We start from the raw sequence: 25,314 nt of genomic DNA, 5'->3' as shown, positions 1-25,314 counted from the left end.
TCTTTTTGTCGCGCATAGAGCTGTTTTAGCGCTGAGCACTGGTTGCATACTTGTCTTGTTTCGTCGTCATCGCTTCTAATTCTTTGACGTCTTGTTCCAAGTCATGGATGTCTTCTTCAATCAGTTTTTTCAGATGTTGCTTTTCCCGCAGGATTTTGCGGGTTTGCTCCAAACGCTGATTCAAATCGAACACGCCGAGATACACTGCTTTTCCCTCCCTATGTAGGTTTTCCACCTTACATGTTATGCAGCGATCTCAAGAAGTTGCTGACCAATTTTTTTGTGGGATCAAAATAGGTAAAAGTGAAAAGAGACTTCCCGTGAGCGTAAAGCCCTGGAAGTCTCTTCTTTACTTTACAGTCCCTTGTATTTGCCCAATTCTTCACGCAAGCGATACACTTCCTGTACCAAAGCACGCTTCTCCAGACGGTCAATCTCCTGATCCAAATCGTTCATACGTGCATGTCCATTATATGGTACATCATGCATCGGGAAACCGTCTGAAGCGTATGACCATTGCGGTTCCTTTGGCATGATCATCGCCATTAGCAAGTAAAGCAAAATCGGTACTCCTGTAAAAACAGTGAGAACGACAACTCCTACACGTACCAGCGTAGAGTCAATGCGCAGAAATTGCGCAATCCCACCACAAACTCCAAATAACCGTTTATCATGAGAACGGTATAGTCGTCTTTCCATCATTGCATTCCACCCTCTCTACAGTATCCGCTTGCCTTGTATCTACAGGATACCCGATAGGCGATTCCGGTAAAATGGTCCGTAGAGGGATTTGTCCTCCGTCGCTGGACGGAGATCAATCACTTGGCAGGCGGCTCATAAACGGGGCGGGGACGATCGAACTGTTCGCCCAAAGTCGCATACGTATGGCCTGCTAATCTGCTAACAGGCGCAAACGCTGTAGCATCAATCCGTCCTGCATGATACAGCTCATCCGCTACATGTACATGTACCACTTCCCCGATAATCAAATCCGAAGTGGTCGGACTACCTAATTCCACAATCTGATGCAGCTTGCACTCAAAATGGATGCGGGATGCACGTAGTCTCGGCACCTTGACGAGAACAGATGGGGCAACTTCCAGCCCCACTGCCTCTACTTCACTGATCTCTGGCGGATAATCAGCAGAAGTCTGATTGACTGCATCCACATTGTGTACGTCCACCATATTCACCACGAATTCTCCCGTTTGCATGATGTTTCGTGCCGTATCTTTTGGGACACTACCCGGCTTGCGCATGACGGCAACTGAAACCATCATCGGTTCAATGCTGGCGACATTAAAATAGCTGAAAGGAGCGGCATTGACGATCGCCCCCTCCCCTAACGAGGTGACCCAAGCGATCGGCCGCGGGACGATGCAACCGATCAAGAGCTTGTATTTTTCCTGTCGTTCAATCTCGTGAATAGCGATTTCCATTGCGATTTTGCACCTCTTCCTATTCCTTCGGTGGCAACCAGCTTGACATGTATGCCTCATCCTCAATTTCCAACGCTTGCTTTGTGACGTGAAGCGGGTGGAATGTGTCCAGCATGACAGCCAGCTCTTGTGTTTCTTTTTTTCCAATGCTCGCCTCTACCTTGCCTGGGTGCGGCCCGTGAGGAATCCCCATTGGATGCAGAGTGATTGAACCCTCATAAATACCTTTTCTGCTCATAAAATTGCCATCTACGTAGTATAACACCTCGTCGCTCTCTACATTACTATGGTAGTACGGCGCAGGGATCGCTTGCGGATGATAGTCGTACATCCGCGGAACGAACGAGCAGATGACAAAGTTTTGACCGGCAAAGGTTTGATGGACAGGTGGTGGTTGATGAATGCGCCCAGTAATCGGTTCAAAATCATGAACACTCAGTGCATACGGATACAAATAACCGTCCCAGCCAACAACATCAAACGGATGGAAGTCAAAGAAGTAGCTGTAGACCACGGATTGGCGTTTGACGCGCACTTCGAAGTCTCCGCTTTCCACATGCGTCACCAGTTTTTCCGGCAAACGAATATCACGTTCACAAAACGGCGAATGTTCCAACAATTGACCATGCTCGTTGCGATAACGCTTTGGTGGCACGATCTCATTCTGTGACTCGATAACGAGGAAACGACTCTGCACAGAAGGTACTATCCGATAGGTCGTGCCGATGGGAATAACGAGGTAGTCGCCCGGCTTGTAAGTGAGTGTACCGAAAATCGTTTGCAGCTCTCCCTCTCCTTGATGGACAAAGACGACTTCATCCCCATCCGCATTGCGATAAAAGTAATCCATCGGCTCTGTCGGGGCGCATACTGCCATGACGACATCGTTATTCCCCAGCATGTAGCGACGTCCGAAAATCGGGTCCCCACCTGGCTGAACATCAAATGTTTTAAAATGCTGATGCTTCAAATCAACCTGCTCTACATATTCCAAGCGGACATCTGCGTATTTGCGCGTCTCCCTCACTTGGGTAGGTGGATTGTGGTGATACAGAATAGATTGAATTCCGGAAAACCCTTTGGTTCCCATCACTTGCTCGCGGTACAGTCCCCCATCCGGCTTGTAAAATGTCGTATGCCGCTTTTGTGGAACTTCCCCCATTCGTTGATAAAAAGCCATACGTTCCTTCCTCCTTTTTTCATCCTTATTCACAAATCGTATTGCGAAGCACACCGAGGCGTTCCACCTCTAGCTCCACTACATCACCTGGCGCAAGCCAAGCATACTGCTCTGTCCCGAGCTCCAAAATGCAGCCAGTCCCTACCGTTCCCGATCCGATAACATCTCCGGGATACAAGGAGCAATCCTCTGAGGCGCGGGCAATCATTTCAGCGAATGTATAGTGAATGTCTTTGAAGTTTCCTTTTGAATACTCCCTACCATTGATGCGTGCCACCATCTCCAGATCGTAGCGGCTGCCCTTTTCACCTGAGATACGTACATCGGCCAGCTCCTCTGGTGTAACCAGCCACGGTCCCATGGACGTTGCGAAGTCTTTACCTTTGGCTGGCCCTAAGCCGACCTTGACCTCTTCCCGTTGTATATCCCGGGCGCTCCAGTCGTTTAAGATACAATATCCTGCGATGTGCTCTTCCGCTCGTTCTACTGGAATGTTTACTCCTGCTTTTCCTATCACGCAGGCAATCTCCAGCTCATAGTCCAGCCACTCGGTTGCTTTGGGTCTGCGAATACTCGCTTGCGTCCCTGTAAAAGCTGCTGCATTCGAAAAATAAAAGACAGGAAAGTGATACCATTCGGGCACCATCGGAAGTCCGCGTTTCGCTCTTGCTGTCTTCACATGGGCCTCGAAGGCGTAAAAGTCACGAAAGCTGGCGGGACGTGGTAGTGGCGAACCTAGCTCGACTTGCTCTAAATCCCAGCCATCCTGTGCCTCATATGCTGTTTGGAGAACGGGTAACCAGTTCGCCCACTCCTCGAGCAAACCAAGCACTGTACTCGGCGCCCCCGGGCAAGCATGTGCAATATCTTTGACTTTTCCTTCGTGCAACAGCCCCGCTCGCCAAGCATCCCCTTCTCTTTCTCGATAGGAAACCAGCTTCATGAAACCCTCTCCTTCTCTTGGGCAAAAGAAAACCCAGCTCACCCCCAAAGCAATTCCGGTGCATGACAAAAATAAAAAGGGAAGCCCTCTTTGTCAAAACGATCCGAAACAGGCATCAGGCGCAAGCTGGGTCTCGTCTGCTACTGAAAAAAATCTTTGCGGGATTTTCCCCCGCAGACAGCCAGCTATTCTCTGTTATGTTTCCAATGTTTATAACGAATTTCTTCTATCATATCGAAAACGCTTACAGCTTTCCAGAGGGAAATGACGAAATTTTTTGCCTAGGTCATTTCCTTGCACGGATAATCGGGAAAAAATTGTTGGACGAGCTGCTCCATATCACTTGGCAGCGGCTCCTCCCAGTTCATCGCAAGACCGCTACGCGGATGGACAAAGGATAGCCCCCATGCATGCAAAGCTTGTCTGCCGATATGCTCCCGTTCTCCCCCGTACAGATCATCTCCTGCAAGTGGGTGCCCTTCACTGCTCATATGTACGCGAATCTGATGCGTGCGCCCTGTCTCCAACTTCACCTCGACAAAACTCATGCCTTCCCCTCGGGCAAGCACACGATAATGGGTAACAGCTGTCTGTCCATCCGGTCTTACCTGTCTGGTGATAAATGAATTTTCCGCCAGACCAATCGGCGAATCAATCGTACCTTCGTCTGACTCCACGAGCCCTTGAACGATAGCTCGATAGGTCCGCTGCAACGTCCTGATCTGCTGCATGCGGCTGAATTGTTCATGCGCCCATTGATTCTTGGCGACGATCATCAAGCCTGATGTATCTTTATCCAAACGGTTCACCGCTCGGAACTTTCTGTGCTCACCACGATTTTTCCAATAAGCGATCATCCCGTTTGCCAAGGTTCCACTGGGATGATTTCCTGTCGGATGAACGACCAATCCCGCTGGCTTTGCGATGACCATCAAATCCTCGTCCTCGTAACGGATGGAGAGCGGCATGTCCTCTGGGGCAACGGTCTCTTCCGCCTCTTCTTCAACCATGACTGCTATTTTATCGCCGGCATTCAACTTTTCGTTCACGAATACGAGGACGCCATTCCGTGTAATGGAGCCTTTAAACTTGGCACGAATGAGCAAACGACGCGATACACCATACCGCTTTTGCAGTACTTCTCGCACGGTTTGCCCTGCATCTGCCTCATCAACCGTAAAGCTTATTAATTCTTCTAGCATGCTGTCTCTCCTTTAAGTCTTCCCTTCCCCTCAGTATAGCAAAAAACGATCATGGCTGTTTGGCCATAACCGTCCGGATTGTCTATCAGATGTTGTCTTTCACTTCGATGACAAATGCATGACCTGCATCGCCTTGCATCCACTGACCGCGAACATCGAACAAATACCAGCCCGGCTGTTCGGGTGCTTTCCACTGATTGCCGTTTTCTACTGCTTGCTCAACTTCATTCATACCGTTCCATTGGGTTACCTTGAGTGTATTTGCAGTTGGTTGCTGGGCAAAAGTGACAGTCAACGTCGCCCCAGGCTTTACTTGCAGGGGCGCAGGCTTTTGCTCTGCGACGAGTTCCGGTGGTGCCGCCGTATCCTTGCAGATCGCCTCGCTATTATAGCTCCAACAGGAAGATGCAGGCACCGTCGCAGCAGTTTTTCCGCTCCATTCAATGACTGGCTGTGGTGGCTCCGCAAGCTGCGAAGTCCCTTGCGCGGACGATCCGTTCCCACACCCTGTCAGTAATAGTGTCGCCATCAGAAATAGTTGACCAAGCCATCCTACCTTTTTCATCCAATCACCTCAAACCTATGACGCGAGAAAAAGGGGATTCGTTTCATACAACTTGGCTCAGTCGATCATTGCCCTATGATTGCCAAACACGAGCAGGAATCGAAAAAGTAGTAGAGACCTGTTTTACATAGTCATCAAGCTGTTCTGCCGGATTTTCGATTGGCTTGCCATGGCATACTTCCAAATAGCGTGGTCGCAATTGGCGGACGATCATACTGCTTTTGAGTGCTTGCGCCATATCCGCCGTAAACATCGGCATAGGACGATGCAATCTGCCGCGTTTGGAAGTAAACAAGTCTCCCGCCAAAAGCACTCCATCCTTTTCGTGATAATACACCACATGCCCCGGAGAATGACCAGGTGTCAGATAAGGTTGCAGTTCGCCAATGGGAGCAATATTCCCTTCGGCATCCTCTGGCAAAGACTGAGCCAGGCCAGGCTGGACGTTTACTTCCAGCTTTTTACGACGAGGATACAGCTCTTTCCCTTCCATATACGGAATCTCGATTCGATGGGCAAAGACTGGTACAGATTCTGCCTCTGTGATTTTTTTACGGCCCCCACGTGATCCGAATGACCATGCGTCAGTAAAATTCGTTTGAGTGGTCCTGCATTCAACTGTTTGATAAAAGCCATAATCCGGTTCGTCATAAATGGCATCCCTGCATCAACGAGCGTAACGCCATCTTCCTCCCTCACAATCCAGACCCGCAATGGAATCAACAACCACGCTTTGATACACCAAATGTTCGCCGAGACTTGCTCCACTCTGATCATTCTCTCGTCACTCCCTGTTCATTATTTTTTGACTTCCTGCGAGAAAAACATCTACAGCTAAAGCGAATGTAGGTGCCAGCCTTTCTATCAAGCTGTCCAATGGTTCTTCGGAATGTGTATACGTACCGACGATGCCATGCAACGTGTAAAAGTAAATCCGTGCATGAGCCAGTGCCTTTTCTTCCTCTATGTCACTTGGCAAGCAACGTCTTACAGCCTCCCTCAATAAACCAAACAATTGATTCCGCAGCGTTTGCAAATCTTTTTCCGGCTCCTCTACATCGATCCGAGAGGCTTTGATCATGAAAAATAAGGTATACATCGTTCGATTGCGCAAGCAAAAGTGGATGAACTGACTGCTGATTTCACGCAGGTTCTCTTCTGGTGTTCGTCCGTGTTTGGACAGTGTTTCTTCCATCTCTAGAGCCAAGCTTTGCAAAGGTTCCTTGGATAGATGATGAAGCAGAGCTTCTTTGTCCTTGAAATAAATATAGAGGGTTGTATGGGAACAGCCGGCTGCTTTGGCGATTTCCCTGATGGATACCGTATCAAAGCCTCGGGTTGCGAAAAGGTCTGCTGCCGCCGTCAAAATCGCCCGTTTCGTTTCTTCTGAGCGTATTTCTTGTTTGCTTGCCATGCGAGATATTCAGCTCCTTGCTTCTCGAAAATTTTATAACCATTGGTTAGTAACCGTTGGTTATAATATAACCATTGGTTACTATATGCGTCAAGACTATTTTTTCCACTTGCTGCAAATAAAAAAACTCCCTTTTCGTCACTTGGACAAAAAGGGAGCTTCCTTATGAAAAATGCTTACTTTGCAGCTTGTGCAGCAGCAATCGCCGCTTCGTAGTTTGGATGCTCACCAGCAGCAGCCACATACTCAGCGTGTACAACCTTGTCGTTTGCATCGATTACGAATACAGCGCGAGCCAAGAGACGGAATTCTTTGATCGCTACGCCGTAAGCTGTACCGAAGCTCAGGTCTTTGTGGTCAGATACTGTTTTCACTTTGTCGATGCCAGCAGCACCGCACCAGCGGTTTTGCGCGAATGGCAGGTCAACGGAAACAGTCAGCACAGTAACGCCGTCCAATTTCGCAGCCTCTTCGTTGAAACGGCGAGTTTGTGCATCGCACACGCCAGTGTCAATAGAAGGGATTACGGAGATGATGCGAACCGTGCCTTTGGAATCTTCCAAAGTTACAGGGGACAGATCGCCACCTACTACAGTAAAGTTAGGAGCAGTATCTCCTACTTTGATTTCAGGACCGAGCAGTGTTACAGGACCACCTTTGAATACAAATGCGCCTTGACGCTCAACAGCAGTTGTCATGATTTCTTCCTCCTCACCAAATCTTTCAGTATGTACCTCAATTATCATACCCTATCATTCACTTTTTTTCACTATGCCAATAGTAGAAATTACAGATTCACTTGCACTTTTCCGCTTCGCTTGGCTTGTACCTCGGCGATTCGCTTCACTTCATGCTCATATTCCCAATCCGTTTTCGCATTCAGCTCATGACAGCGCATCAGCGCGTGATAGAGGGCAAAAGCAAAGGTAACCTGCTTCATTTCGTACCGCGTTCCATGTGCTTTCGGCAACGCCGTGTTGATAATCTCAATTTGATAGGTAGCTTTTTCACGCTTGTCCCTGACTGGCACGATATACCCCATACGCTTTAAGACATGACCGTAATCGAATTCTCCTTCATCGTCAAAATCGATGGTGTCGTCCGAGGTTGCCAAATACTCCAGCAAGGTCCCCATATCCAGCGTTTCGAAGCAAGCAGGCTGTGGCATGGACAAAACTGAGCCATCATTGTTTACAAAATAAATATAGTCGCGATAATGAAAGATCAGTTCATCTTCTGGAACTTCGTCGGGAAACATCCATTGATTTTGCGGTATCAGGTAACGCCAGATTTGGGCAGGTTCACAATGGAGTAATTCCATGGCAGGGCTCCCTCCTTTTCCCTACCAGTTTTGGCAAAACCAGCACTGGCTATTCAGACAGCTCCAGCATGTAGCGTCGCCAATTCCCATGCGGAATGTGCACGCCTGTTTGCTTGACCAGGTCTCGATCCAAATAACGATAAACGTAGACGTTCACGACCTGACCTGTTCCTCCCATCGTCGCTGGCACGATGATCCGTTCGTATTCATTGCGCGGATCACACTCGCCATAGTACGTCTCCAGCTCGTCCAGTCCAGCTAGTGCTTGCTCGTACACGTCAGGAGCAAACATGACGATCTCCCCCACGACCTCCTGCTCGCCTTTCAGCAATCCCGGATAGCCTGCTGGCAAATGATAGATCTCGCCTTGAATCGTCGCAGGTGTTACCTCATGCTCATACGGTTTTACGTAATTCCTATGATTTCCAAAGCCCGCCAAAAGTGTACCATACACAAATACAGGCAGCTTGTCGTTCTGATTGTTCATGCTCATCTATCCTCCTGGTGATCGAAAAAAGGGTGTCTTGTGTCGAGAAAATTTTGTATATTTGTTCTATATATAATTTTAATGCGTCTTTTTTTCCGAGACGTAAGGGGGAGAGAATAATGAAAAAGAGAAAAATCAATCGCCTACTGGTAGCAAACCGCGGTGAGATCGCCATTCGGATCTTTCGGGCAGCAACGGAACTCGGCATACGTACGGTAGCCGTATACTCCGAGCAGGACAATGTTTCTATCCATCGCTTCAAGGCTGACGAGTCTTACTTGGTCGGTGCGGGAAAAGGGCCTATTGAGGCTTACCTCGATATCGAAAGTATCATCGAAATTGCCAAGCGCAACGATATCGATGCCATTCACCCAGGCTATGGATTTCTTGCTGAAAATGCTGATTTTGCAAAGCGTTGCCAAGAGGAAGGTATCATTTTCATTGGACCATCCCCTGAGCTGATCGACAAATTCGGGGACAAGGTTGAAGCACGTCGTCTTGCGATTGAAGCGGAAATCCCAGTGATTCCAGGCACTCCGGAGCCAATCGAAACACTCCAAGAGGCGCTTCTTTTTGCCAAAGAATACGGCTACCCCATCATTATTAAAGGTGTATCTGGCGGCGGAGGGCGTGGCATGCGTATCGTCCGCAGTCAGGAGGAATTGCAGGATTCGTTAGATCGTGCACGTTCCGAGGCCCGCTCTTCCTTCGGCAATGCCAAGGTGTATTTGGAGCGATACTTGGAGCAGCCCAAACACATCGAGGTCCAAATTCTCGGTGACAACCAAGGAAACATCGTCCATCTGTATGAGCGCGATTGCTCCGTTCAACGGCGCCATCAAAAAGTGGTTGAAGTAGCACCGAGCCTATCGCTGGACGACAAACTGCGTGAAGATATTTGCCAGGCTGCTCTCACTCTCATGAAAAAAGCCGGTTATTCGAACGCTGGAACTGTCGAGTTTTTGTTGACGCCGGACAAGCGTTTTTACTTTATAGAAGTCAATCCACGTATTCAAGTAGAGCATACCATCACGGAGCTCATCACTGGAATTGACATTGTTCAGTCGCAGATTCGCGTAGCCGAGGGCCATGCGCTCTCCGATGAGGAGATTGGCATTCGAGCGCAAAGTGATATCCAGATGAGTGGTTTTGCCATCCAGTGCCGTGTCACGACAGAAGACGCTGAAAACAACTTCCTGCCAGATGCCGGTCGCTTGTCCGCCTGGCGTTCCGGTGGCGGCTTCGGTGTAAGGCTGGACGGTGGCAATGGTTATCCAGGCGCGATCATTACCCCGTTTTATGACTCGCTACTGGTCAAGATTTCTACGTATGGCGCGAGCTTTGATCAAGCAGCTCGTAAAATGCTGCGTACATTGCGTGAGTTCCGTATCCGTGGCGTGAAAACGAACCTGCCGTTTTTGGAAAATGTCGTGACACATCCTGATTTTTTGAGTGGTAACTACGATACATCCTTTATTGACACCAAACCAGAGCTGTTCATCTTCCCTGGCCGTCAGGACCGCGGTACCAAATTACTATCTTATATCGGAGACACGATTGTCAACGGATATCCTGGTCTTCAGAAATCGGAGAAAAAGCCGCACTTCGACTCGCCTCGCATCCCGCGGACACCATTTACCCAGCCATATCCGGACGGTACGAAGCAAATTTTGGATAAAGAAGGTGCCGACGGTCTGGTACGCTGGATTCAGGCACAAAAGCAGGTGCTTGTCACAGACACGACATTCCGCGATGCCCACCAGTCTTTGTTTGCGACACGTGTGCGCAGCTACGATCTCGCTTCCGTTGCAGAAGCAACAGGCAAGCTCGGTTCCGGGCTCTTCTCGCTAGAGATGTGGGGCGGTGCCACTTTTGACACGACGATGCGCTTTTTGCAGGAATCTCCCTGGGAACGGCTGCAAATCCTTCGCCAGCGCATACCGAATGTTCTGTTCCAAATGCTCTTGCGCGGAGCAAATGGCGTAGGCTACACCAATTACCCGGATAATGTGATTCATGCCTTTGTCAAAGCCTCTGCGGAAAACGGCATCGATGTCTTTCGGATCTTTGACAGCCTGAACTGGCTTCCCGGAATGCAAACAGCCATTGAAGCCGTACGTGAATCTGGCAAGGTCGCCGAAGCAGCGATTTGCTACACCGGCGATATTCTGGACCCGACCAAGACCAAATACAGCTTGGCCTACTATGTCAATCTGGCTAAGGAATTGGAAAAAGCAGGTGCCCATATTCTCGCGATCAAGGATATGGCAGGTCTTTTGAAGCCGTATGCTGCTTATTCCCTCGTCTCTGCTTTAAAACAAGAAATCAGCATTCCGATCCATCTGCATACGCACGATACGTCAGGAAACGCTGGCGCCATGCTTCTGAAAGCGATCGAAGCAGGCGTGGATATCGTCGATGCTTGCGTCAGCTCCATGTCTGGACTCACTTCCCAGCCAAGCTTGAACGGGTTGATCGCGAGCTTGGCCCATACGGAGCGTGAGACTGGCTTATCTCTTGAATCGTTCAACAAGCTGTCTGATTACTGGGAGGATGTACGTCCGTACTACCAAGGCTTTGAAAGCGGCATGAGAGCGAGTAACACCGAGGTGTACGTTCATGAAATGCCTGGAGGCCAATACACCAATTTGGAGCAGCAAGCCAAAGCGGTTGGACTGGAAGGTCGTTGGGACGAAGTGAAGCACATGTATGCTGTCGTCAATCAGATGTGTGGCGACATCGTAAAAGTGACGCCGTCATCCAAGGTCGTCGGTGATATGGCCCTGTTCATGGTCCAAAACAATTTGAATGAGGAAAACATTTGGGAGAAAGGCACTCGCCTCGACTTTCCGGATTCCGTCATTCAATTTTTCCAAGGGTATCTCGGTCAACCGCCGGGAGGATTCCCGAAGAAATTGCAGGAGCTCGTGCTAAAAGGTCGCGATGCCTTTACGGCACGTCCTGGCGAATTGCTCGCGCCCATCGACTTTGCGCAAGTTGCTGCTGAGTTGGAAACCAAAATCGGACGTGAGCCCAGTCATTTAGACGTCCTGTCCTATATCATGTATCCGCAAGTCTATTTGCAATTTGAACAACGCCTGAAGGAATATGGTGATCTGTCGGTATTGGATACGGGAACGTTTTTCTACGGATTGCGACCGGGTGAGGAAACCGCCATCACGATCGAGCGTGGTAAAACATTGATTATCAAGCTGGTCGCAGTCGGCGAGCTTCATCCAGATGGCCGACGCATCATCTATTTTGAACTAAACGGACAGCCACGTGAAATTTTCATCCGTGACCAATCCGCAAAAGTCTCTGAACTGATTCGCCGAAAAGCAGAAGCGCAAAACCCTGCCCACCTCGGTGCCTCCATGCCAGGAAAAGTGCTCAAGGTGCTTGTAGCAGAAGGTGACAAGGTACGAAAAGGCGAGCATCTTCTGGTAAGTGAAGCGATGAAAATGGAGACGACGATTCAAGCCCCACTCGACGGAAAAATTAAAGCCGTCTACGTGAAAGCAGGCGAAGCGATTCAAACTGGCGATCTGCTCATTGAAATGGAGTAGGCTTCGTCTATAATAGGAGATAGTAAATTGTTCCTGGGGATTCATTCCATTTACATTTGAGGAGGTGAGCGACATGAAAACGAATCGAGTCAGCCATGTTCCATTTACGCAGCGGGTAGGCCGCTATCATTCCCATATGCTTCAGGCAAAACTAAGCACCCCAGTCAATCCGATTCTCAGTTTTAATTTGCAGCCGTACTACACTCGTCATCAGCAATGGACAACGGAGCTTTCCGATTCCTTATCGCGTCTGTACCGGTTTTCCTCAGATCTGGAGAAGAGTGCTCGGGAATTCATTGCCGCCGGGAAAGACAGCGAGGCTGGACCTGACATTGAGCTATTACATGAGCGAACACAGTCATTAGTAAGTAAATACAATCGCCTGCAGCTATTTCTTGCGGAAAAAGCAGATACCTTGACGACACAAAAGCTGGATGCATTCGCTCAAGTGGCAAAAGACGCAGAGGAAAAACTCCAAACGTTTGGACTCAAGCTGTTACCAGATGGACAACTGGAAATGGACGATGAGAAATGGTTGGAGGCCGTACAGACCAGCTATGTGGACTATACAAATACAATGGAGCGTGTAGCCCAAGCATTCCGAGCAGGTACATTGGGATTACAAAGCAAGCCCCTTGGCTCCTTTTCACGTTACTACGAGGAAGCGATGGCCCTCCATCCTTATATCTCCTCCTCCAGCTCGAGCCTTCATTATCAGCATGTTGCGAAAACAGGCTTGTATGTAAACGAACTCTGGTAATGCCATACGCTTACTACCGAAAAACAGGTATGCCCCTTTTATGGAGCATACCTGTTTTGTGCTTGTCTTACTTTTTACTTTCTATCCATAAGGTCTTCCAAATCTTGTTCTTCTGCTCTGGCAATTATCGTATTGGAATAAACAGTAGGTTCATCGGATTTGGTAAACATCCCCTGAACTTTATCCACGATTTGCGGAACAGAATCCAAAATCCGGTCGTAGAGATGGGTTGTATTTTCAAGCGGAATCGAACGAATTCCTTGTTTGCCTACGACCAAAAAAGCTACAGGCGTGATGGAGACACCGCCCCCACTACCCCCGCCAAACGGGTGACCCGTATGTTCATGTTGCTGATGGTGTTGGTGGCCATTATGATGCTGATCGTATTGGAACTCACTACCCCCGGCCGCGAAACCAAATCCTACCTTGGAGATCGGAAGAATGACACTACCGTCAGGTGTCTCAACAGGATCACCAATGATTGTATTCACGTCCACCATTTGCTTCAGATTTTCCATCGCTGTTCTCATGAGGCCTTGAATCGGGTGGTCTGCCATATTTGTCGCTCCTCCTTCCTATCTGTGTCATGTTTTATCATTCCCCCAACAAATCCGAAGCATGTACCCTGCACAAGGGAATAAATATGCATGCTCTCACATTTGTGATTAGGCACGCGTAGGCGCAGCTTGCCATTTTCGCTGTTTACTTTTTCGAATCCGCAGAAAGACTTTTAGCGCGTAGAAAACGAACTGACCCAAATTAAAATGCAACACCGCTTGAACTTTCGTATGTAGAAGTGCTTGGTTCCAGACAGGCTGTACACTCATGGCAGGCATCGTCTGTAAAGAGATGGAGTGGGAGAGAATCCCGACAATCAAGCTTTTCACTCCCCAGATTAGTCCTGTCAGCGCTCCTGTTTCCGCTGCCTGACCTGTGCCCAACAACGTATGCCATTCTAACTTCGAACAGCGAATTTGTTTGAACAGGTCTTTTAGCAAAGGCAGCAAGTCACGTACTCTTTCTAACACGTCACGATAATTGCGATACCATAATTTCACTTGTCTCCGCGTAAAATCTTTGACCTTTTCCCGAAGCTTGCTTCCATGCTGGATCGTTTCCACCTTTGCAACAAGCTCTGGCCCAGCTTCTGTCATTTTCAAGAGGAGAATGGGAATTTCGTATTTCCTGCGAATGATACCCCAAGCTGCAATCGTAATCTCCAATTGATCATTATCGCCCTCGCGACTGTATAAACACGTCAACTGTATTGGCGTGATTACTAGTAGGACAAATAAACCAAGCAATCCTAGCAACACCCATACCATGAAAAAATCCCACCCCTTCCACGTTAGTATGAGTGGAAAGAGCAGGAAATATGTTCAGCATTTTTATTAATCAAGCACGTATACTTTAACGCCTTTTTGCAAGCCGTGATTTTCAGCTTCGTTCAACGTCGGAAGATAGAGATCCACATGGCGTTGCTTTACCGCACCACCGATATCAGCAGCCACTGCATAACCGTAGCCATCGATGTACAAGTGCGTACCAAGCGGGATGACATTTGGATCAACCGCTACAACACCTTCGCGTAGTGGATACTCCAGATACGACAGGATCTTGTCGTTCGTGTAGCTGTAAGCAGTCGTCTGTACCGTTAATTCCTGGCGAAAAGGTGTCCCGTTTGCGAGGGCTTTTGTCATTCTCGGCTTATCCGGAAGCAAGTGAAGGGCCGCGTATGTGGCAGCTTCAGCCCTCGTCATGTACTTGTTCGGCTTTAATGTACCGTCCTCATAAGCACCCATTAACCCGTTTTGCATGGCGTAAACGAGTGGGCGCTGCTCTTTCTCTTTCACGTTGTTCCCATCTGGGTATTGGTTCAATGTCTGGATCGTCGTAGACCACTTCAAGTTATTGACTACTCCGCTGTCCCCCATCGTTCTTACCAGAATAGAGGCGAGCTCTGCTCTTTTTACTGGGGCATCCGGATGTAAGTATAGGTGATTTCCCTGCTTCTGCCCATGGACAATTCCCAGTCGATAGGCCGTCTCTGCATAGGACGACAGCCAACTGTTTGCCGGTACGTCCGCAAAGGATGATTGCTTGTTGCCAAGAGGTTCAATTCCTTTGGCATTCACAAACATCGTGAGTAGTTCGCCCAATGTCACGTTGTCATCAGGTCGAAAATATTCGTTTTTTCCAATTACGTCGGCTATGTATAGTTGATTGATTTCTTGTTCTGCCCAATGGCCGCTAATATCTACATAAGGTGTTTCATTCATGTGAGTTGTTTCTGCCTCGACAACTGGTGTACCTATGAGTAAAAAGGTTGCCAGCGAGGCAAGGATCATCCGTTTCTTCATCATCAACCTCCATGGGGAAATATGCGAATCCTTTCGTATCATTTTATCGAACTATTTTGCAAAAACAATGAACAATAGTTTCCAGTCAAAAGGAAAGCCCTCGAACAGCATCATGACGAAGACTGTTTCAAGGGCTGCATGAACAATGGTTATATGGCAAAAATGTGTTTGCCGATCTTCTTCACTTGTGTACGAGACCAAATCCAATCGGAGGTCGCCGTAACAGGGTTAAAGTAGTAAAGAGAATTGTTTGTCGGGTCCCATCCTCGTACAGCATCCCAAGCTGCCTGGTAAGCAGTCTTGTTAGGAGTCATCCAGAATTGTCCATCATCTACTGCAGTAAACGCTAATGGCTCAAAGATGACACCGGCAAGTGTATTGGGAAAGTTTTTAGACTGGACACGGTTTAACGCGACCGCAGCCACAGCCACTTGGCCCTCATAAGGTTCTCCACGTGCTTCGGAATAAACCAGTTGCGCCAGCATCTGCATTTCCGCTTTATTTACCGACACTTTCTTTAGAACGCGCCATGTATTTGGACCAGTGATACCGTCAATCTGTAATCCGTATGCTTTTTGAAACTGTCTGACGGCCTTTGTTGTATTCGCACCGTAAATGCCATCCAAATTGCCATTGTAGTAGCCCAGCATCTGCAAACGATACTGCAAATCCCATACATCCCCGTTCACACTACCTCGTTGAATCTGTGTAGCTGCCAGGGAGTCGGCCGGGATGATAAACGCTACAGCCATAAAGGCAGCAAGCAAGGTTGTTACTGCTTTCTTGCTCCACCACATAAATTGTTCCCTCCTTTACCCAACTCATTCTACAAGTTGGCGAAAGTAGGTTCAATTCAAGTATTTTGGCACAAATGGCAACATGTACCTGCTATTATCCTTTTGGTCGAAACAAGACTGCCGTGATAAATCCGAAGACGATAGCAGCCGAAATCCCCGCACTCGTCACTTCAAAAATGCCGGTAATAATGCCAATAACTCCATGCTTCTCGGCCTCCGCCATTGCCCCGTGCACCAGTGCATTTCCGAAGCTCGTGATGGGTACTGTCGCTCCTGCTCCGGCAAAATTAACCAGTGGCTCATACAGACCAAGTCCGTCTAGCACTGCTCCACTGACTACAAGAGAAGACATCGTATGGGCAGGTGTGAGCTTGACGACATCCATGAGAAATTGACCGATTAAGCAAATCGTTCCTCCTACGAGAAACGCCCACAAAAACATCATGGTATCACTCTCCAAGTTGCTCCGACTCAACAGCCACGGCATGGGCGATGCAAGGAATACTTTCTCCCTGCTGGAAGGTCAACGGGGATAAGAGGGCTCCCGTGGCAACCAGCAAGATCCGCTTCCATTCTCCTTGCTTCATCCGCCGAAGTAGGTGCCCGTACGTCACTGTAGCGATACAGCCACATCCGCTACCACCTGACCACACATTTGGATTTTCTCCATAAATGAGCTTCCCGCAATCGACATAACGCTCTAGTGGAATGCGCATGTGATGCTTGGGCAACAGATCAGATAAAATGGCATGGCCCGTTCGTCCTAAATCCCCTGTTACAATCAAATCATAATGATCGTGAGGGAGCTGAAAGTCACGAAAATGCGACTCAATCGTGGATAACGCGGCTGGCGCCATCGCTGCCCCCATATTGAATGGATCTGTCAATCCCATATCGACTACATGCCCGATGGTGGCTCCCGTAACCCGCAATCCCTTACCCTGACTGGCTACAACAGCAGCCCCTGCTCCCGTTACGGTCCATTGTGCCGTTGGGGGCTTCTGTGAACCGTACTCCGTTGGATAACGATATTGCTTTTCCGCAGCCCCATTGTGACTGGAGGTAGCAGCCAAGACGTATTCAGCAGCTTGACTATTCACCATGAGAGCAGCCAAAGCCAAGCCTTCCATCGCTGTTGAGCACGCTCCGAAAATCCCCAGAAACGGAATCGAAAGCGTCCGGGCCGAAAAGCTGGCAGATATGATCTGGTTCATTAAATCCCCGGCAAGCATAAAGTTTATTTGCTCTTTCGTGAGCCCCGCTTTCTCCACTGCTTTCGAGCACGCTTCTTCTAGCAGGACTTTCTCCGCCTTTTCCCAACTGTCTTGTCCAATCATCAAGTCACCGTGCAAGATATCAAAGTCGTCGGCTAACGGTCCCTTAGCCTCAAAAGGCCCACCTATCGCAGCGTGACCGAGAATGACAGGTTTTAAAGGAAAGACCCAAGACTGATGACCTTGGCGCATCCGTCAGCCTCCCATCGTAAACAATGTTTTGATCAAGCCAACAACGAATGCCGCCGCTACTCCAAACACAATCACTGACCCCGCGAGCTTGAACATGTTACCGCCGACCCCCAGTACAAATCCTTCGCTGCGATGCTCGATCGCCGCAGATGCAATCGAGTTGGCAAAACCCGTAACTGGCACACTCGTACCTGCCCCTGCCCATTGGGCAATCCGGTCATATAGTCCTAGACCGGTCAAAAGAGCAGAAAGAATGATCAGGACAGCTACTGTAGGATTCCCAGCGGTTTTCTCCGTAAAATGGAAGTAGTGAATGAACATTTCTTGTATCCCTTGTCCGATCACACAAATGCCGCCACCCACTAAAAATGCCCGGGTAAAATTGCGCAGAAGCGGTCGCGGTGGCTCATGCGTCTTTGCCAATTGCTGATATTCTTGCTGGACGGGGGTCAGCTTTTTCTTTTTTTGATCTGCCATGTCCCTTACTCCTTTTTACCGTATCATAAACGGTTTTACTTGATCGATAATCTCTTGTAGCTGTTCCGAATCGGTTTGGTAGGTACGCTTCATTTGCTCATTTTTTGTATTAAGTGCATATAGCTCCAAATCCGCCTGACATTTTTTCAGTGTAGCAAAAGCCAGCTTCATCGCTTGGGCACCGGGAACCATCAGTTTATCGTCATACAGGTCGAGATAGAGCTCGCCACCTTTGTCTACTTGGCCGAGGAAAACATTTTCCAAAGCCACTCCCGCTTTTTGCAGCTCCGTGCGCACCCATCTGCGATTCAGACCTGCTGTTGCTAAAGGCTCGTCCATGATCACGCCATCCATAATGACCACTTGATTCTCTTCCGTAGGAGCCACTGTCAATTCAAGATGTTTGGGGGTTACCGGCTGACTCTCTGATTTTAAGAGGACACTGACTTCCCCGCTTGTTTCCATTAACGCAAACTCTACATCGGCTACTCGGAACACGTTTTTGATTCGTAATTGTTCCATCAAGTCTTCCGCGGTCAATCGTTCCTTTTTCAGATTGTCTTCCAAAATTTTGCCTTCCTTGATGAGAACCGTTGATTTCCCTTCAAATAAGTCGCGGAGAACCTTGCTCTTGAGTGAAAGCCACTCCATTAAATAAGGGAAAAGCGCAAAAATCCCCATGGCGATCAAACTATGGTAGACCGGCCCATCCATTTCGGTTGCCATAAAAGCCGCAATTGAACCGATGCTGATGCCGACGATATATTCAATGTATGTAAGTTGCTTGATTTGCCTTTTCCCAATGATCTTTGTCAATAGAAATAAGTAAGCAACAGCGCCTATTGAGCGCAAAAGGATGGATAACCAATCAGGCATAAGCCACCTCCATCACCTGAGGTGATTTTTATAGATAGTAAAACCAAGAGAGAGGAAGTCCCTCTCCCTTTCCCTATACTTCCACTAGAATCCCTTAAACTGTGGTTCTTCCTTTTCCAGCTCCGTTACACGCTGCTGGAGGTTGTCTACGATGGATTGCGTTTGCTCTGCTGCTTGCGAATACAATTGCTTTGCTTTCTTGTTTTGCGTGCTAAGAGCAAACGTTTCAAAATCTGCTTGTGCACCTTTCAAGCTGGCAAGCGTTTGTTTTACTTGTGCTCCTACTGTCATATCCACTCACCTCCTAACACATATAGAATCCGCGTCCACCCATTATTTATGCGGTGATCTGCTTCATTTTTATTTGTCAATAATTTCCCTTTCATTGGAAAAATAAAAAGAGAGACACCATAGGTGCCTCCCTTCATCCAGCTTATGAGATTAGCCACGTCCAGCCAGTTGTTGCTCAGCAAAGGAGACAAGACGTTTTGTAATCTCTCCTCCAACTGAACCGTTTTGACGGGAAGTGGTGTCTGCTCCGAGCTGAACGCCGAATTCGGATGCGATTTCGTATTTCAGTTGATCCAGAGCTTGGTTTGCTTGAGGAACCAGCAAGTTGTTACGAGATCCGCTGTTGTTGTTAGCCATCTATATCACCTCCTCGTCGTTTGTAAGTTTAATATGTGTGAAGTTTTGCTTGTTCATGCGTCCTTTTTTTCTTCCAATTTTAGTCTGTTAGACGGAGCAGAGCCTGGGCTATTTGATGAGCTGCTTCTGGTCGCCCGAGCTTGTCCAAACATCCTACGAAAGCATCCCTTTTTTCAGACTTACGCCATGACCTGATGATTTCTTTGATTTCTACCGGCGTTTCAGCCAAGATCGCCGCTTGTTGCTCGAGTAAAAAGGAGCAATTATGCTTTTCTTGTCCAGGCAATGGGTGAAATAAAATGAGCGGTGTCTTAAGAGCGAGTGACTCCGCGCATGAAATGCCACCTGGCTTCGTTATATAGACGTCCGCCGCTCCAATCCACTGCCACATTTGCGGCTCATATCCTTTCAATAGAATACGATGGTCAGTGCTCTCTGTACCCAACAAGCCCGTCAGTCGTCTGTACAGGCTTGTATTCTTCCCTGTCACGACTACAATCTGCAAAGGTTGCTCTTCCAACAGCAACTCTCGTACGACCCGCTCTACACCACCATACCCGCCTTCTCCCCCACCAATCAGCACGGTGAATTGATCTTGCACGAGACCTAGTTGCTGTTTCCAAGCCGCTTTGTCGGTATGCAGCGCTGTTGTAAAAGCAGACCGAACTGGAATGCCATAAACATGGGTTTTTTCAGGAGCAATCCTATAGCGTTCGATTAGAATTTGTGCAATTTGCTCATGGGCCACCATGTATGCATCAATTTCTGGATGAACCCAAAACCGGTTAATATGATAGTCCGTGGGCACACAAACGAGCTGAAAAGGCTTGGACACCCTTCTTTTTGCTTCTGCCAATGCGGACAAGCAGTATGCATGCGTGGCGATGACGACATCTGGCTTCTCTTCTTGTAATAGTTGATTGGTTAATCGAGCGGATAGCCACCATCCCAGTGCTTTGGTCAATGCACTGCCCAGCATTTCTTCCTGTTCATAGATGCGTTGCCACACGGGTTGACCGTAGCGCAGCATATTGCGATAAAAAAAATGAGAGAGCACACGTAAGCCTGGACTGGCGGTTTTCAGTCCTCCCACCACTCGCGCCGATCGTGCACCCTCCATTTCCAGTAAAACTTCTTGCAGAGCTTCAGCAGCCATCCGATGACCACTCCCTGCCCATTCCTCTGTCACTAACAGAAACCGCTTTGCCATTAGTAGGACTCTCCTAGAGGCTGCTTGCCCTCAGCATATCGATTAAGTAAAAATTCCTTGGACATATAAACACGCTTTAGGGGCCTTTCATGATTCCATGATTGCAATCGTCGCTTGCCATTGGGATGCACGATTCTCAGCATGAGACGCAAATACCATCGCTTGTATCGGAAAAACCAAGTCATGGGCACATCAGAAATGGAGAAGCCCAGGGGTGTTACCCCTTTATGTAGCATGGTCGTTCCCACTATCCCTTTTATTTGGTCTTTATTTTCCATGGAATTCAGGAACGTGGCTAGCTTCGGCAGTGATTGGAGGATATGTCTTCGCAAAAGAAGTGCCACGCGCAGTTCATCCTTCACTCCTTTGCACAATGTCGCAAAGTAATAATTGTGGATATGTAGCTTTAAGATCAAATCCCCGTCATGAATGATGCAGTTATCGGTAGTAACGAGTGTCTCTCCCCGATAGCGTAAAACAACAACGCGAAATATATTGTTCCCTTTCTCAATATAGGTAAGTCTGGTGCAACGCTGGTAGATTTCATCCCAGCATCCCCATAGCATCAAGAGGCTTGTATTCATTTCGAAATAGTTCCTTTCCCGCTATGTTTTCATTCAGCTGGAAGCGACCACTTCCATTCCGCAAAAACGGTCATGACCTTTGTTGTAGTATGCCCAACAATGCACAATCCTCATCACCTTTTCACGTCCTTTTCATCCGCCCCCAAAACATAACCACTACGGCAGCCAATACAGGCAACCACATATGATTGAGAAGCAATGGATTCACCCACTTCCAGACATACGGATCCTGAAGGCACATATCAACTGCTGTAAAGGTAAGAATTCCGCCACCAATAATGACCATACTGGGAAAACGATTCATCACGCGGGCGATCCACACACTTCCCCACATTAATAATGGAATGCTCATAGCTAACCCCAGCAAAACTAACCATAAATCGCCATGTGCTGCTCCACCAACTGCCAAAACATTGTCCAAACTCATGACAAAATCTGCTACTATGATGGTCCTGACTGCCTGACCAATTGTCTGATTATGCGATACGTCTGTGAGCTCTTCATTCTCACCCAGCATCAGCTTACACGCTATCCATAGCAATAATAATCCCCCGATTGCCTTCACGAGAGGAATATCCAACATCCAGGTAGTCATTCCCGTTAGCACAATTCGCAAGAGGATTGCACCCAATGTCCCATATAAAATCGCGCGTTTTCTCTCATTTCTTGGGAGTCCGCGGCAGGCCATACCTATGACCACAGCATTGTCGCTGCTTAATACCAGATCGATCATAAAGATGTGTACAAGACCCAGCCAAAAATACTCGCCCATCCCTGCCTCCCTGGTCCAATAAAGTTCGTCCATTCTACTTTATGCGACTGGAATCGGACTCATGATTGAATATTTTTCCGAAAAAAGGCGGTTTTCAGCGGATTTTGTAGATAAAAACTTCCGAAAAAAATACATTTTATTGCGAAATCAGGCTAATTATACCTTGTCTAAATTAGGCATTTTCCCTTACGATTTTAATGGGGTGGATAAGAGATGGTGGAGACTGTGACGCTAAACCTTTATGAGATTTCAAGGAAGATTTTAGACTTAACACCAAGTATCACCACAATATGGCTGCAAGAAATTGTTCGCAGCATGGAAATTCCCGTAACCATTCCTCGCGATTTTGCGGAAAAACGAACAGTGCTCTTGGCTCGCTATCTGGTTGAGGATGTAGATCATGACATGCAGACTTGGGCATTAGATATGGGAGAGTGGCTTCGTTCTCAGGAATTCCCCTTCTCCTCCATTTTGCGCACGTATCAATTGTACCGAAATGTATTCTGGCGGGTTCTCCAACCGGAATTACAAAGATGGTCCCTCTCCTCACAAGAAATGCACTATTTGGAAAGCCAACTGGGCAAGGCCATGGATGAAAGTGTCTTCTGGGCTGTTTATCATTTTGAACAAATGATTAATAAAGAACTGGTCCAGAAGGAAGAAACGATCTCCTATTTGCATAACGACAAATTGACCATGCTCGGTAAAATAGCCGCCAATATGGCTCATGAGCTGCGCAATCCGTTGTGCGCCATTGAAGGGTTCCTGAAGCTGATCGGTGAGTCTACACAGGAACAGGCCCAGCTTCAGACGTATATCCAAGTCGTCATGCATGAATTTGAGAATTTACATCGACAACTGACCGGATTCCTCAGCTTTTCCAAAAAACCAATTCTCGACGAAATTTTTAAAATCGTTCAAGTAGAAGAACTGCTTGAAGAAGTAGAGATGCTGATTACGCCTCGCCTCGTGGGAGAAAACATACGTTTTGAAAAACAAATCCACCCCTGCTCACTCGCATGCTATGAAGAAGGCTTGAAGCAAGTTGTCGTCAATCTCTTAAACAATGCCATTGACGCCGTACAAAATCGTACAGACAAGTATATTCATGTCATTTCCACTTCTTCAGATGGATGGCTCTATTTGAGTGTGGAAAACAACGGCGAAAGGATTCCGACCGAAATCGTCGAAAATCTTTTCCAACCATTCTTTACGACTAAACAAAATGGGACAGGTATCGGCTTGTCCATCTGCAAAAATATTATTGAAAAACATCAAGGCACGATCCATTGTGATTCCAATGAAAAACGCACACGCTTTATCGTTTCTCTGCCTATTGCGAATGTCCAGGAAGTTGGTCCTCGAATGGAAGCTCTCTAGGTCGCTCTCTTTTGTATCACGCAAAAAAGCCCCCTGACAAGGCAGGAGGCAAGGCAAGAGATCCGTTACCAATTATTTCATCGGTAAGCGACCTTAGTTTTACTGTACACGAAAACATATGTTTCTACCATAGAAAACGTCAGACAGCTTTCGACAAAAAATTATACCTGTATTGAACAAAGGCTTATCTACTCAAGTATTGGATAAGCCTTCATACTTTTTCCTCAAGTAAAAATAGGCCTGTTTTCCTAGACACAAAAAAAAAACAGAGAACCTGTTGGCTCTCTGCCTCTGCTTTAAGTATGGAGCGGGTGATGGGAATCGAACCCACGCGACCAGCTTGGAAGGCTGGAGTTCTACCATTGAACTACACCCGCATGAAAATAAATGCTGGTGCCGAGGACCGGACTTGAACCGGTACGGGAGAAACTCCCGACAGATTTTAAGTCTGTTGCGTCTGCCCATTCCGCCACCCCGGCAAACCTGTAAAACGTGGGCAAATCATGGTCGGGAAGACAGGATTCGAACCTGCGACCCCTTGGTCCCAAGCCAAGTACTCTACCAAGCTGAGCTACTTCCCGACATTATTTCTTCTTCACTTTTGTAGTAAAGAAGCGTGCCCTGAGAGATTCGAACTCCCGACCTTTTGATTCGTAGTCAAACGCTCTATCCAGCTGAGCTAAGGGCACATGTTATGGAGCGGACGAAGGGTCTCGAACCCTCGACCTTCGCCTTGGCAAGGCGACGCTCTACCAATTGAGCTACGTCCGCATTGTAAGAAGAAGTTGATTGGTGCGGTCGAGAGGACTTGAACCTCCACGGTGTTGCCACCACTAGAACCTGAATCTAGCGCGTCTGCCAATTCCGCCACGACCGCATTTTCCCATCCAAGTAGCCAGAGCTGTTAATAAGCCGACTTTCACTTTTCGGGTTTATAAAAACTGGTGAGCCATGAAGGACTCGAACCTTCGACCCTCTGATTAAAAGTCAGATGCTCTACCAACTGAGCTAATGGCTCATGAAAAATGGTGGGGAGAGACGGATTCGAACCGCCGAACCCGGAGGGAGCAGATTTACAGTCTGCCGTGTTTAGCCACTTCACTATCTCCCCAATTTCATGGTGCCGGCAATAGGACTTGAACCCACAACCCCCTGATTACAAGTCAGGTGCTCTACCAATTGAGCTATACCGGCATATCTTTAATTATGGCATATCTTTCATGAAAAATCAAGGTTTTTTTATTGTGTTAAACCTTTTTCATGCTTGTGAACTATGCCATCTTGTTAAGAAAGATGGCGGAGCTGACGGGACTCGAACCCGCGACCTCCGGTGTGACAGACCGGCGTGAACTCCAACTTCACCACAGCTCCATATTTGGTTGCACCCAATGGGCACTCCGACCTACTTGATCACGCTGATCACTCAACAAAGTACAAGTAGAAAAGTTGGTTGCGGGAGCAGGATTTGAACCTGCGACCTTCGGGTTATGAGCCCGACGAGCTACCGAGCTGCTCCATCCCGCGATAGTCAGGACGACTGAGTGTCAGTGTTGCCACAGGACGTGGCGTTTTTAGCTGACCTTCCTTGTCCATTAATATAAGTGGTGGAGGCTGACGGGATCGAACCGCCGACCCTCTGCTTGTAAGGCAGATGCTCTCCCAGCTGAGCTAAGCCTCCAAATCACCTACAAATATGTAGGGATTTTTCTAGGTGACCCGTAGGGGATTCGAACCCCTGTATGACAGCGTGAAAGGCTGCTGTGTTAAACCGCTTCACCAACGGGCCAAGATGGCGGATGGAGTGGGATTTGAACCCACGAGACGGTTCGACACCGCCTACACGATTTCCAATCGTGCTCCTTCGGCC

At 48.0% G+C, this 25,314-nt stretch carries 27 protein-coding genes, 13 tRNA genes and 1 pseudogene; 3 read left to right on the top strand and 38 right to left on the bottom strand.

The genetic code is table 11. The features are described from left to right. Positions 1 to 25: 25 nt before the first annotated feature. The 12 genes and pseudogenes from ASG16_RS20735 to ASG16_RS20675 form a co-directional block, all read right to left on the bottom strand. The gene (locus tag ASG16_RS20735) at positions 26 to 205 is read right to left on the bottom strand and encodes a hypothetical protein (protein WP_048033934.1); all 180 of its coding nucleotides are present in this window, start codon (positions 203 to 205) and stop codon (positions 26 to 28) included. A gap of 149 nt (positions 206 to 354) precedes the next feature. After that, entirely contained in the window at positions 355 to 702 is a 348-nt protein-coding gene (locus tag ASG16_RS20730; protein WP_082517145.1) for a PspC domain-containing protein, read from the bottom strand. Between the two features lie 116 nt (positions 703 to 818). Further along, positions 819 to 1,439, bottom strand: a complete 621-nt coding sequence (locus ASG16_RS20725) for a flavin reductase family protein (protein ID WP_048033935.1) — start codon at positions 1,437 to 1,439, stop codon at positions 819 to 821. Positions 1,440 to 1,458: 19 nt separating this feature from the next. Continuing rightward, the gene (locus ASG16_RS20720; protein WP_056485556.1) at positions 1,459 to 2,619 is read right to left on the bottom strand and encodes a homogentisate 1,2-dioxygenase; all 1,161 of its coding nucleotides are present in this window, start codon (positions 2,617 to 2,619) and stop codon (positions 1,459 to 1,461) included. A gap of 25 nt (positions 2,620 to 2,644) precedes the next feature. Next, positions 2,645 to 3,562 carry a fumarylacetoacetate hydrolase family protein gene (locus ASG16_RS20715; RefSeq protein ID WP_056485553.1) on the bottom strand — a complete coding sequence of 306 codons (918 nt, stop codon included), beginning with the start codon at positions 3,560 to 3,562 and terminating at the stop codon, positions 2,645 to 2,647. A gap of 281 nt (positions 3,563 to 3,843) precedes the next feature. Next, the gene (locus ASG16_RS20705; protein ID WP_056485547.1) at positions 3,844 to 4,764 is read right to left on the bottom strand and encodes an RluA family pseudouridine synthase; all 921 of its coding nucleotides are present in this window, start codon (positions 4,762 to 4,764) and stop codon (positions 3,844 to 3,846) included. Positions 4,765 to 4,849: 85 nt separating this feature from the next. Continuing rightward, on the bottom strand, positions 4,850 to 5,329 hold the full coding sequence (locus ASG16_RS20700; RefSeq protein WP_056485544.1) for a hypothetical protein: 480 nt from the start codon (positions 5,327 to 5,329) through the stop codon (positions 4,850 to 4,852). 73 nt (positions 5,330 to 5,402) lie between these two features. Then, positions 5,403 to 6,106: pseudogene (locus ASG16_RS20695) on the bottom strand (MBL fold metallo-hydrolase). Between the two features lie 7 nt (positions 6,107 to 6,113). After that, entirely contained in the window at positions 6,114 to 6,743 is a 630-nt protein-coding gene (locus ASG16_RS20690) for a TetR/AcrR family transcriptional regulator (RefSeq protein ID WP_056485541.1), read from the bottom strand. A 176-nt stretch (positions 6,744 to 6,919) separates the two neighbouring features. Then, entirely contained in the window at positions 6,920 to 7,441 is a 522-nt protein-coding gene (tpx, locus tag ASG16_RS20685) for a thiol peroxidase (protein ID WP_048033942.1), read from the bottom strand. Positions 7,442 to 7,530: 89 nt separating this feature from the next. Continuing rightward, a complete protein-coding gene (locus ASG16_RS20680) occupies positions 7,531 to 8,064 on the bottom strand; it encodes a hypothetical protein (RefSeq protein ID WP_056485538.1) in 534 nt (177 codons plus the stop codon). A gap of 49 nt (positions 8,065 to 8,113) precedes the next feature. Next, entirely contained in the window at positions 8,114 to 8,551 is a 438-nt protein-coding gene (locus ASG16_RS20675) for a gamma-glutamylcyclotransferase family protein (RefSeq protein WP_370444410.1), read from the bottom strand. Between the two features lie 119 nt (positions 8,552 to 8,670). On the opposite strand from ASG16_RS20675, the gene ASG16_RS20670 reads away from it, so the two are divergent. Both ASG16_RS20670 and ASG16_RS20665 read left to right on the top strand, forming a co-directional pair. After that, on the top strand, positions 8,671 to 12,117 hold the full coding sequence (locus ASG16_RS20670) for a pyruvate carboxylase (protein ID WP_056485532.1): 3,447 nt from the start codon (positions 8,671 to 8,673) through the stop codon (positions 12,115 to 12,117). Positions 12,118 to 12,190: 73 nt separating this feature from the next. Beyond that, positions 12,191 to 12,877: a hypothetical protein gene (locus ASG16_RS20665; RefSeq protein ID WP_056485529.1), complete on the top strand. Its 687-nt coding sequence runs from the start codon at positions 12,191 to 12,193 to the stop codon at positions 12,875 to 12,877. A 74-nt stretch (positions 12,878 to 12,951) separates the two neighbouring features. Here ASG16_RS20665 and ytfJ read toward each other — a convergent pair whose 3' ends face one another. The 13 genes from ytfJ to ASG16_RS20600 all read right to left on the bottom strand — a co-directional run bounded on the left by ytfJ (position 12,952) and on the right by ASG16_RS20600 (position 22,067). Next, positions 12,952 to 13,434, bottom strand: coding sequence for a GerW family sporulation protein (gene ytfJ, locus ASG16_RS20660; RefSeq protein WP_048033947.1), 483 nt, complete (start codon positions 13,432 to 13,434; stop codon positions 12,952 to 12,954). Positions 13,435 to 13,542: 108 nt separating this feature from the next. Then, positions 13,543 to 14,202 (bottom strand): DUF2953 domain-containing protein, encoded by a 660-nt coding sequence (locus ASG16_RS20655; protein ID WP_056485525.1) that lies wholly within the window; start codon positions 14,200 to 14,202, stop codon positions 13,543 to 13,545. A 66-nt stretch (positions 14,203 to 14,268) separates the two neighbouring features. Continuing rightward, positions 14,269 to 15,237 (bottom strand): S-layer homology domain-containing protein, encoded by a 969-nt coding sequence (locus ASG16_RS20650; protein WP_056485522.1) that lies wholly within the window; start codon positions 15,235 to 15,237, stop codon positions 14,269 to 14,271. 149 nt (positions 15,238 to 15,386) lie between these two features. Then, positions 15,387 to 16,034, bottom strand: coding sequence for a spore cortex-lytic enzyme (gene sleB / locus ASG16_RS20645; protein WP_056485520.1), 648 nt, complete (start codon positions 16,032 to 16,034; stop codon positions 15,387 to 15,389). A gap of 94 nt (positions 16,035 to 16,128) precedes the next feature. Continuing rightward, positions 16,129 to 16,479 (bottom strand): stage V sporulation protein AE, encoded by a 351-nt coding sequence (gene spoVAE / locus ASG16_RS20640; protein ID WP_048033951.1) that lies wholly within the window; start codon positions 16,477 to 16,479, stop codon positions 16,129 to 16,131. Between the two features lie 4 nt (positions 16,480 to 16,483). Beyond that, entirely contained in the window at positions 16,484 to 17,500 is a 1,017-nt protein-coding gene (gene spoVAD, locus ASG16_RS20635; RefSeq protein WP_056485517.1) for a stage V sporulation protein AD, read from the bottom strand. A gap of 3 nt (positions 17,501 to 17,503) precedes the next feature. Further along, on the bottom strand, positions 17,504 to 17,977 hold the full coding sequence (gene spoVAC / locus ASG16_RS20630; RefSeq protein WP_056485514.1) for a stage V sporulation protein AC: 474 nt from the start codon (positions 17,975 to 17,977) through the stop codon (positions 17,504 to 17,506). Positions 17,978 to 17,992: 15 nt separating this feature from the next. Continuing rightward, entirely contained in the window at positions 17,993 to 18,853 is an 861-nt protein-coding gene (locus ASG16_RS20625) for a DUF421 domain-containing protein (RefSeq protein ID WP_056485511.1), read from the bottom strand. 84 nt (positions 18,854 to 18,937) lie between these two features. Further along, positions 18,938 to 19,144, bottom strand: a complete 207-nt coding sequence (locus ASG16_RS20620; protein ID WP_007717150.1) for a DUF1657 domain-containing protein — start codon at positions 19,142 to 19,144, stop codon at positions 18,938 to 18,940. A gap of 150 nt (positions 19,145 to 19,294) precedes the next feature. Continuing rightward, the gene (locus ASG16_RS20615; RefSeq protein WP_047068578.1) at positions 19,295 to 19,501 is read right to left on the bottom strand and encodes an alpha/beta-type small acid-soluble spore protein; all 207 of its coding nucleotides are present in this window, start codon (positions 19,499 to 19,501) and stop codon (positions 19,295 to 19,297) included. Positions 19,502 to 19,580: 79 nt separating this feature from the next. Then, positions 19,581 to 20,711 carry an MGDG synthase family glycosyltransferase gene (locus tag ASG16_RS20610; protein WP_056485508.1) on the bottom strand — a complete coding sequence of 377 codons (1,131 nt, stop codon included), beginning with the start codon at positions 20,709 to 20,711 and terminating at the stop codon, positions 19,581 to 19,583. Beyond that, positions 20,711 to 21,295 carry a YkoP family protein gene (locus ASG16_RS20605; RefSeq protein WP_056485505.1) on the bottom strand — a complete coding sequence of 195 codons (585 nt, stop codon included), beginning with the start codon at positions 21,293 to 21,295 and terminating at the stop codon, positions 20,711 to 20,713. The genes ASG16_RS20610 and ASG16_RS20605 overlap by 1 nt, the downstream gene beginning before the upstream one ends. A 121-nt stretch (positions 21,296 to 21,416) precedes the next feature. After that, positions 21,417 to 22,067 (bottom strand): TerC family protein, encoded by a 651-nt coding sequence (locus ASG16_RS20600; RefSeq protein WP_056485501.1) that lies wholly within the window; start codon positions 22,065 to 22,067, stop codon positions 21,417 to 21,419. 213 nt (positions 22,068 to 22,280) lie between these two features. Between ASG16_RS20600 and ASG16_RS20595 the strand changes: the two genes are divergently transcribed. Next, the gene (locus tag ASG16_RS20595) at positions 22,281 to 23,447 is read left to right on the top strand and encodes a sensor histidine kinase (RefSeq protein WP_048033958.1); all 1,167 of its coding nucleotides are present in this window, start codon (positions 22,281 to 22,283) and stop codon (positions 23,445 to 23,447) included. 303 nt (positions 23,448 to 23,750) lie between these two features. On the opposite strand, the gene ASG16_RS20590 is transcribed toward ASG16_RS20595, so the two are convergent. From ASG16_RS20590 to ASG16_RS20530, 13 genes are all read right to left on the bottom strand, one after another. Beyond that, positions 23,751 to 23,824 (bottom strand) — tRNA-Gly (locus tag ASG16_RS20590). A gap of 14 nt (positions 23,825 to 23,838) precedes the next feature. Beyond that, positions 23,839 to 23,926 (bottom strand) — tRNA-Leu (locus tag ASG16_RS20585). 25 nt (positions 23,927 to 23,951) lie between these two features. After that, positions 23,952 to 24,028, bottom strand: a tRNA-Pro gene (locus tag ASG16_RS20580). Positions 24,029 to 24,062: 34 nt separating this feature from the next. Then, positions 24,063 to 24,136, bottom strand: a tRNA-Arg gene (locus tag ASG16_RS20575). A gap of 6 nt (positions 24,137 to 24,142) precedes the next feature. Further along, a tRNA-Gly gene (locus tag ASG16_RS20570) sits at positions 24,143 to 24,218 on the bottom strand. A 19-nt stretch (positions 24,219 to 24,237) separates the two neighbouring features. Beyond that, positions 24,238 to 24,324, bottom strand: a tRNA-Leu gene (locus ASG16_RS20565). Positions 24,325 to 24,389: 65 nt separating this feature from the next. After that, positions 24,390 to 24,465, bottom strand: a tRNA-Lys gene (locus ASG16_RS20560). An 8-nt stretch (positions 24,466 to 24,473) separates the two neighbouring features. Beyond that, a tRNA-Tyr gene (locus ASG16_RS20555) sits at positions 24,474 to 24,558 on the bottom strand. Positions 24,559 to 24,565: 7 nt separating this feature from the next. Further along, positions 24,566 to 24,641 (bottom strand) — tRNA-Thr (locus ASG16_RS20550). Between the two features lie 100 nt (positions 24,642 to 24,741). Beyond that, positions 24,742 to 24,818 (bottom strand) — tRNA-Asp (locus tag ASG16_RS20545). 76 nt (positions 24,819 to 24,894) lie between these two features. Then, positions 24,895 to 24,971, bottom strand: a tRNA-Met gene (locus ASG16_RS20540). A gap of 78 nt (positions 24,972 to 25,049) precedes the next feature. Next, positions 25,050 to 25,125: transfer RNA gene (locus ASG16_RS20535), tRNA-Val, on the bottom strand. Positions 25,126 to 25,159: 34 nt separating this feature from the next. Then, a tRNA-Glu gene (locus ASG16_RS20530) sits at positions 25,160 to 25,233 on the bottom strand. Positions 25,234 to 25,314: the final 81 nt, after the last annotated feature.

It is taken from the genome of Brevibacillus sp. Leaf182 (genome assembly GCF_001423865.2).
GTDB lineage: Bacteria > Bacillota > Bacilli > Brevibacillales > Brevibacillaceae > Brevibacillus > Brevibacillus brevis_C.
The sequence above is the reverse complement of the archived record's forward strand: the minus strand, read 5'-3'. Positions and strand labels throughout refer to the sequence as shown.